We start from the raw sequence: 10,303 nt of genomic DNA, 5'->3' as shown, positions 1-10,303 counted from the left end.
ACTACTTCAGCTTTTCGCTTTGATGTCCAGTAACTGTTCTTTTTCATACCGTCAGAAATTTAGCAATTTTTCTGCTCGGTTTTAATTGGGGCTAATATAACCCCTTTAGATTTTTATTTCAATTCCACTATGGGATGATTGTGAGCCCGTATCGCCCCGTTCACATCCAGCATATACCCAGATTTCAATTCCACTATGGGATGATTGTGAGACTATAGATAATGTTTAACCCTAAATACATCAATCAATTTCAATTCCACTATGGGATGATTGTGAGGTCGCCCAGCAAATCATCAATTGGTATAAATCCGTATTTCAATTCCACTATGGGATGATTGTGAGTATTGAGAATCTTGATTTAACCCTGTCTACCATAAAATTTCAATTCCACTATGGGATGATTGTGAGGAATTTCGGTTCCAACCATACGAAGCTGCTTGCTCTATTTCAATTCCACTATGGGATGATTGTGAGGTGGATGGTGGCCTAATTTACAACGACAGGTTTATATTTCAATTCCACTATGGGATGATTGTGAGGGTGGCACATCGGGTGTAGGCCTCACCCTTGAGGGATTTCAATTCCACTATGGGATGATTGTGAGTTTGCGCAGAAAAGACTTGAATTAGCACAAGCCTTATTTCAATTCCACTATGGGATGATTGTGAGCCAACAACCTGCAGGTGAGTTTGTGCCTATCGATATTTCAATTCCACTATGGGATGATTGTGAGTATGCCGATCGGCTAATTAAGCGATTGATGGATAAGTATTTCAATTCCACTATGGGATGATTGTGAGAATGCAGGTTGGGCAAATTGTTGCATCAACAGCACATTTCAATTCCACTATGGGATGATTGTGAGAAACACGCCTAATTCAACCATTAAATGAATAACCTATTTCAATTCCACTATGGGATGATTGTGAGTTAGTGCCAAAACAGGTAAGGGCAACGAGGTATTATATTTCAATTCCACTATGGGATGATTGTGAGTAGCCTTAAAACATCTGAAGTAAGCATTTGGGTTATTTCAATTCCACTATGGGATGATTGTGAGGCTAAAGCTAAACTATGCACAGCAATATGTACAGCATTTCAATTCCACTATGGGATGATTGTGAGTACTTTTTGGTTTTGCTTACAATCCGAATTTGGCTATTTCAATTCCACTATGGGATGATTGTGAGGGTTGATGTTTTTAACCCCATCGAGGAGTATTTTAAATTTCAATTCCACTATGGGATGATTGTGAGAACCGTGGCTACACGTGAGGATGTGCCTTTGGCCAAATTTCAATTCCACTATGGGATGATTGTGAGTCGGCCACGGTAAGGCAGTACGCTCCCATCCCGCTATTTCAATTCCACTATGGGATGATTGTGAGTTTCTCCCGCAAAAAATCATACGCTTTTTTTTTATATTTCAATTCCACTATGGGATGATTGTGAGAGTCGGTTCAAGCCTATATACCACACTTCACCCTAATTTCAATTCCACTATGGGATGATTGTGAGGTGAGACTTAAGCATCTCTTCAACTTCGCTATTGCATTTCAATTCCACTATGGGATGATTGTGAGGTATCATTACGTGTTGAGAAGTTGAAAAAACCTAAATTTCAATTCCACTATGGGATGATTGTGAGCCGCTACCCACGATAACACCACCTATGGATGTAGTGGATTTCAATTCCACTATGGGATGATTGTGAGCTTGCTTTCTTTAATCGCGAAGGGATGTTTTACAAAATTTCAATTCCACTATGGGATGATTGTGAGCAACGTTGTAACATTTAATTCCGAGGCCTGTTATGCATTTCAATTCCACTATGGGATGATTGTGAGGAGAAGTCGCCACCACCACCAAGAAGCATTGATACATTTCAATTCCACTATGGGATGATTGTGAGAGTAGTGCGACGAAACGCCAACCCACTTGGTAAAATATTTCAATTCCACTATGGGATGATTGTGAGGCAACTGGTGAGGATTGCAGCAGGTTTAAGTGCAGCATTTCAATTCCACTATGGGATGATTGTGAGGAATAGGGTTTGTAACGGTAGGCGCATACAAAAAGCATTTCAATTCCACTATGGGATGATTGTGAGTTCGGTGATTTGGGTTGATTCCCTTCGTATTTCTTTATTTCAATTCCACTATGGGATGATTGTGAGTTTTTACTGAGTGCAGTTTTAAGGAGCATAGCATATTTCAATTCCACTATGGGATGATTGTGAGCAAACTCTCAACGGCCGTTTTGGTGTCCATTTTAGATTTCAATTCCACTATGGGATGATTGTGAGATAAGGCAATATCTTTATTTGCCGACAGTAAATCTATTTCAATTCCACTATGGGATGATTGTGAGTAGTTCAACCAGCTCGCCAGTGGATAGCTTTCGGAATTTCAATTCCACTATGGGATGATTGTGAGTTGAAAACTCACGGGGTGATTTACCTTACCAGAGTTATTTCAATTCCACTATGGGATGATTGTGAGGAAAAAGTTTGGCAACCACCGCATTTACAATGCGCATTTCAATTCCACTATGGGATGATTGTGAGTCTTGTTTTTAATAAGGTCGTTGAGAATATCTTTATTTCAATTCCACTATGGGATGATTGTGAGAATAGTTGATAGCATCGTAAATGCGCTTTTTGCAAGATTTCAATTCCACTATGGGATGATTGTGAGCTTTTGAAGTTTTCGGGCGCACTCGGTAATTGACATTTCAATTCCACTATGGGATGATTGTGAGAATGAGGTTGCCGTTCTCGTCGACATGGAAAGCGTATTTCAATTCCACTATGGGATGATTGTGAGGTTATCTATCACCGTGTGAATTAACCCCTTGTTATATTTCAATTCCACTATGGGATGATTGTGAGTTAGCCTCGGCGGGAGTCATTGCTCAGGTGAGTTTGAATTTCAATTCCACTATGGGATGATTGTGAGGGTGTTGGCTCTGTACTCAGGAGAGGTAATTGCGAATTTCAATTCCACTATGGGATGATTGTGAGGAAGGCCAGGCACATGAGGAAAATACACCTCAGCATCATTTCAATTCCACTATGGGATGATTGTGAGCGGTTCGACGATAGCTTTACCTACGTGGATCTATTATTTCAATTCCACTATGGGATGATTGTGAGCAGGCCGAGGAGAAACTTAAGGTTTTGAAATACGAATTTCAATTCCACTATGGGATGATTGTGAGAGAAAAGGAGTAGCAAGAATTATGTACTATACCTATTTCAATTCCACTATGGGATGATTGTGAGAAAGGCAAAGTTGCGATTGCTAAATATGTTACCATATTTCAATTCCACTATGGGATGATTGTGAGTTTGTACAAAAAAAGCCCACCGGAGCGGGCTTAGAAATTTCAATTCCACTATGGGATGATTGTGAGGTCGCCATCACCACCCGGATCATCATTGTTAGTAAAATTTCAATTCCACTATGGGATGATTGTGAGAATGATTGCTGTTTGCATATTACTGTTACTTTGTCAATTTCAATTCCACTATGGGATGATTGTGAGGGCTCGATTTGCCGAGTTCCGTAGCCAGTTTACGCATTTCAATTCCACTATGGGATGATTGTGAGACTGTAAGAATGTCGATTGGGCTATTTTTTATTGAAATTTCAATTCCACTATGGGATGATTGTGAGAATAGCCCGTGCAGGCGACGATGAGGCCAAGAAGCATTTCAATTCCACTATGGGATGATTGTGAGTACCCGAAAGTAATGATGAGTTCCCGGACTCGCACATTTCAATTCCACTATGGGATGATTGTGAGGCAGGCGCAAGTGCGAGAGTCACTTGTTTCGAACATTTCAATTCCACTATGGGATGATTGTGAGAAAAAGGATTAGCCCCTTGGCGTTCTTAATTCTATATTTCAATTCCACTATGGGATGATTGTGAGTGCCATCCAGTATTTCATCCAAGTAATTGCTAACTCATTTCAATTCCACTATGGGATGATTGTGAGCTTTGGGTTCACCGAGAGCGTTGGTTACTTTCAGGATTTCAATTCCACTATGGGATGATTGTGAGAGCCCTCGATGTGGTAACCATCCAACTGGTAGAGTATTTCAATTCCACTATGGGATGATTGTGAGCCAACGAGCAGGTAGCTGATGGGCTACTCACCTACATTTCAATTCCACTATGGGATGATTGTGAGCACCCGAGGCCACGGCTTGGTTAATGCTATCCTTTATTTCAATTCCACTATGGGATGATTGTGAGGGCTAGAAAACAAGAGCAGATTAAGGAGTATGGCAATTTCAATTCCACTATGGGATGATTGTGAGGGCAATGTTTAAGTTCCAGCAGCTACTAGCTCCCATATTTCAATTCCACTATGGGATGATTGTGAGCGTGAGCGGCCGTTCCACCAACGAGCAGGTAGCTGAATTTCAATTCCACTATGGGATGATTGTGAGGCTCATACCGTGCCCTCCTGTAGCGTTAGTTCAAATTTCAATTCCACTATGGGATGATTGTGAGTCGAGAGCAGAACCGTCCCGGATGTGCATATAAGATTTCAATTCCACTATGGGATGATTGTGAGAAGCATTATCTTGTCAACCTGCTTTATAGTCCCGTATTTCAATTCCACTATGGGATGATTGTGAGCGTAGTCGTTCACCTGGCAGGTGGGAATAATATCGCATTTCAATTCCACTATGGGATGATTGTGAGTTTAGGACAATTAAAGAGTTTTTCGAAACGCATAAACATTTCAATTCCACTATGGGATGATTGTGAGAAAAGGATGATGCGTGTTTTCTATCGTGATGCCAAATTTCAATTCCACTATGGGATGATTGTGAGCTGGTATGCTGCTAAGCTGCTGCCCAAGGCTTTGGTATTTCAATTCCACTATGGGATGATTGTGAGTATTAAACTCGCCCCAAAGCAGGTACATAAAGGCAGATTTCAATTCCACTATGGGATGATTGTGAGTGTGAGCGTAGGCGAAATTACCGCCTACGCAGCAGGATTTCAATTCCACTATGGGATGATTGTGAGTTCCAAGTTTTAGTGGCAGCAAGAACATTGGTGCTAAATTTCAATTCCACTATGGGATGATTGTGAGAGAAATGGAGTTGCTTATAGAGTCCATAAGAAAGTAATTTCAATTCCACTATGGGATGATTGTGAGATGCGAAACCTAGCCAAGGTGCCAAATGCAACCTTATTTCAATTCCACTATGGGATGATTGTGAGTACCATTCCGTAGTAGCGTATTTTGGGGTGGTTAAATTTCAATTCCACTATGGGATGATTGTGAGAAAAATTGAGGTATTGAGCTTATCCTCGTCCTTAAATTTCAATTCCACTATGGGATGATTGTGAGTTTTACTAAGGGGCAGCTCTTGCATCATATCTTCAAGATTTCAATTCCACTATGGGATGATTGTGAGTTATCCGTCAGGTTTGCTTTCCCCCATCCGATGAAATTTCAATTCCACTATGGGATGATTGTGAGATTTTAAAGAATAACCAAACCAAATGCCGTTTTAAAATTTCAATTCCACTATGGGATGATTGTGAGTTTATGGCTCTGAACTTGCGGGTGCGCCTATTGCGCATTTCAATTCCACTATGGGATGATTGTGAGAAAACTATCTAAATTTAAGGTAGGGGCATTGTTTAATTTCAATTCCACTATGGGATGATTGTGAGATTTAAGATCCTTGCCCGATATGTATATGTTTTGCTATTTCAATTCCACTATGGGATGATTGTGAGCCGCTAGGGCGGGCTTTGAAAGGACAGGAAATTTTATTTCAATTCCACTATGGGATGATTGTGAGCCGTTTGCGCCCCGCCCGACCCGACGAGGATGGCTATTTCAATTCCACTATGGGATGATTGTGAGGTTTTAGTCTGTCCTTATCGGTTTGGCTAATATCAATTTCAATTCCACTATGGGATGATTGTGAGGGAGTTTTTCGAGGTTAGTTTTTTGAGCTTCGTTGCATTTCAATTCCACTATGGGATGATTGTGAGATTCATCAGTAGTAAGATTAGCTTCTATTAATGCATTTCAATTCCACTATGGGATGATTGTGAGTTTTGGTTCAATAATTGGGATTTTCTTTATTCTTTCATTTCAATTCCACTATGGGATGATTGTGAGATTTTGAGGAATTCAAAAAGCAATACTCTATTACCGATTTCAATTCCACTATGGGATGATTGTGAGGATGGTGATATCAAAAAGTTTTATCCTATTTACGACATTTCAATTCCACTATGGGATGATTGTGAGACCCAGTCAAAACTGTCGGTTTGCGACATAATAAGATTTCAATTCCACTATGGGATGATTGTGAGCATCCAACTCGTGTGTGCTGGCTGCGTACACCATTATTTCAATTCCACTATGGGATGATTGTGAGTTATCCGTCAGGTTTGCTTTCCCCCATCCGATGAAATTTCAATTCCACTATGGGATGATTGTGAGTTTTTAAAGAATAACCAAACCAAATGCCGTTTTAAAATTTCAATTCCACTATGGGATGATTGTGAGAAACACGCATCATCCTTTTCATATTTGGCAGACCGTATTTCAATTCCACTATGGGATGATTGTGAGCCTCTTCCCTGGACCTAATGAACTTGCAAAATACTAATTTCAATTCCACTATGGGATGATTGTGAGATCTCTAAAATATCAATAGACAACAGCCCGTTTATATTTCAATTCCACTATGGGATGATTGTGAGTTGAAGACCTTGACCGACTGTTTTGGGAACTTTTATTTCAATTCCACTATGGGATGATTGTGAGCATCAGGGTTACGTTCCAACCCTTTTTGCTGAGTGATTTCAATTCCACTATGGGATGATTGTGAGTGTCATTAACTCCACTTACAACTAAATTCACGTTATTTCAATTCCACTATGGGATGATTGTGAGGGAGTTTTTCGAGGTTAGTTTTTTGAGCTTCGTTGCATTTCAATTCCACTATGGGATGATTGTGAGATTCATCAGTAGTAAGATTAGCTTCTATTAATGCATTTCAATTCCACTATGGGATGATTGTGAGTTTTGGTTCAATAATTGGGATTTTCTTTATTCTTTCATTTCAATTCCACTATGGGATGATTGTGAGTTTATGGCTCTGAACTTGCGGGTGCGCCTATTGCGCATTTCAATTCCACTATGGGATGATTGTGAGATTAGACTATTCGTTTTACAACGAGGTTACTTTCACATTTCAATTCCACTATGGGATGATTGTGAGAAAAAAACGGAAAAGGAAAATCGTTGCATTCTTTCATTTCAATTCCACTATGGGATGATTGTGAGGCTTTCCCCCATCCGATGAATGGCTAAAAGTTAACATTTCAATTCCACTATGGGATGATTGTGAGCCTGACAGGTTTTTTAATTACTAAACATTCAGCAAATTTCAATTCCACTATGGGATGATTGTGAGCCTTAAGAAGTTCGTTTGATTTCAAATCCTTCTGTTATTTCAATTCCACTATGGGATGATTGTGAGCAAAAAACCATTAAGGGTAGTTCTAAAATTGACCAGATTTCAATTCCACTATGGGATGATTGTGAGTAAAATAGAACTCGATAAGAGCAGCGAGAAGGAGTATTTCAATTCCACTATGGGATGATTGTGAGTCTGCTCAGGCTTCATATACGACTGCCAGTACTCTATTTCAATTCCACTATGGGATGATTGTGAGGATTGCCCAGAGCCAATCTACTACTATGATGTAACATTTCAATTCCACTATGGGATGATTGTGAGCGAGGGTGAAAAATGGATGAGAGATAAACACCCAAATTTCAATTCCACTATGGGATGATTGTGAGTAATTCAAACATTGCTACCTTATTAACGATTCTTTATTTCAATTCCACTATGGGATGATTGTGAGACCCTAACCACCGCCTCTGCAACATTTTTTGTGAATTTCAATTCCACTATGGGATGATTGTGAGCAGCTCTCGTTACTGCTTCAGGCAAATTCATACAAATTTCAATTCCACTATGGGATGATTGTGAGCTACTCAGTGCGCCTACAAAGCCTTACCCAAATAAATTTCAATTCCACTATGGGATGATTGTGAGAGTTCTGCTACTGCTGTAGCCAAAAAATCTAAAGATTTCAATTCCACTATGGGATGATTGTGAGGCTTGGGTAACCAACACATTGCCTGCAGGGATTTTATTTCAATTCCACTATGGGATGATTGTGAGAACACCCGCCCAGCGTGGCGAACTGCTGTTGGCACATTTCAATTCCACTATGGGATGATTGTGAGTTAGGTCGGCAATTAAATCGCCATTGCTTAGCGCATTTCAATTCCACTATGGGATGATTGTGAGCCTCGGTTGTTGCGTTGTCTATAAGCATTTGCCACATTTCAATTCCACTATGGGATGATTGTGAGTATAATTGTATGTACTACGATCTTACCGCCGATATATTTCAATTCCACTATGGGATGATTGTGAGTGCGACGATACGGAAACCCCAAATTTAGCCATTGACATTTCAATTCCACTATGGGATGATTGTGAGATTAATAGCCTCAATCTGCCTTTCAATTATTTGGTATTTCAATTCCACTATGGGATGATTGTGAGTATTATATCATATTTGATATATTATTTTAAGGGCATTTCAATTCCACTATGGGATGATTGTGAGTGTGACGGGACACACAATAATAAAAAGCAGTGTTTAATTTCAATTCCACTATGGGATGATTGTGAGTGTGGCGCACGATATTCGCGAGGCTCGCATTTGTAATTTCAATTCCACTATGGGATGATTGTGAGACCCTAACCACCGCCTCTGCAACATTTTTTGTGAATTTCAATTCCACTATGGGATGATTGTGAGACATAAACAACAAGTTTTCAAACCGCCAAGAGTACATTTCAATTCCACTATGGGATGATTGTGAGTGAACTCCTTTTTAAACTTTACTCCATTAATCTTTTATTTCAATTCCACTATGGGATGATTGTGAGACAGCCCAAAACTATTAATAAACAATCTTTTAAAACATTTCAATTCCACTATGGGATGATTGTGAGGGGTTCGCTTTTCAACCCACACTTCGCCCTTTTCTAATTTCAATTCCACTATGGGATGATTGTGAGAATTCACTTCGCTTAATCATAGCCTTTAAAATTAGATTTCAATTCCACTATGGGATGATTGTGAGTAGCAACGCTCCCATTTTGGATAGACGATAACCCCAATTTCAATTCCACTATGGGATGATTGTGAGTGAAAAACGTTATCCCAACGTAAAGGTTTTAACCTAATTTCAATTCCACTATGGGATGATTGTGAGATGGCCGATGCCGATATGATTTACTCCGATACACCTATTTCAATTCCACTATGGGATGATTGTGAGAACCCTAACCACCGCCTCTGCAACATTTTTTGTGAATTTCAATTCCACTATGGGATGATTGTGAGAAAGCGCACCCAGCCCGAAAAGTTTATAAACGAATTTCAATTCCACTATGGGATGATTGTGAGTCTGCTCAGGCTTCATATACGACTGCCAGTACTCTATTTCAATTCCACTATGGGATGATTGTGAGAAGAAAGGGATAAACTACCGTTCAGGATTTTCCGCATTTCAATTCCACTATGGGATGATTGTGAGTCTCAACTTTTTCTTATCTGCACCGAAGGCAAAGTAATTTCAATTCCACTATGGGATGATTGTGAGACAAAAGCAGGTGCTTTATGCCCTGCTCGAAAAGGTATTTCAATTCCACTATGGGATGATTGTGAGAGAGATTGAAAAATACGGGGGATTTGATTGCAAGCATTTCAATTCCACTATGGGATGATTGTGAGCAAAAAACCATTAAGGGTAGTTCTAAAATTGACCAGATTTCAATTCCACTATGGGATGATTGTGAGATTCTTAATTTTCAAGCTTTCGTCGCACACAATAAATTTCAATTCCACTATGGGATGATTGTGAGGAGTTAGCAAAAGACATCCCGCAGGGGAAACAACGAGATTTCAATTCCACTATGGGATGATTGTGAGAAAGGCGATGCTTATGGCCTTATGCCCCTTGAAGATTTCAATTCCACTATGGGATGATTGTGAGACCTAGGTGCTATTGCCCTGTGCTGCGAGAATCACCATTTCAATTCCACTATGGGATGATTGTGAGGGTTTTCCTTGGTTAATCCGTCGAGTTGAGCAGCAAATTTCAATTCCACTATGGGATGATTGTGAGACGGAATGGTAGGTTTTGGCACGCAGTTTACT

General features: G+C 39.8%; 1 CRISPR repeat array (cut by a window edge).

From position 1 onward, the window contains the following. Positions 1-115 precede the first annotated feature (115 nt). Positions 116-10,303: direct repeats of the CRISPR family, unit length 30 nt; unit sequence ATTTCAATTCCACTATGGGATGATTGTGAG; it runs 2,264 nt beyond the window's last position.

Origin of the sequence: Perlabentimonas gracilis (assembly GCF_011174675.1) — a bacterium.
In the GTDB taxonomy this organism is placed as follows: domain Bacteria; phylum Bacteroidota; class Bacteroidia; order Bacteroidales; family Tenuifilaceae; genus Perlabentimonas; species Perlabentimonas gracilis.
Note: the sequence above shows the minus strand (reverse complement) of the source record. Positions and strands in the feature narration are given on the sequence as shown.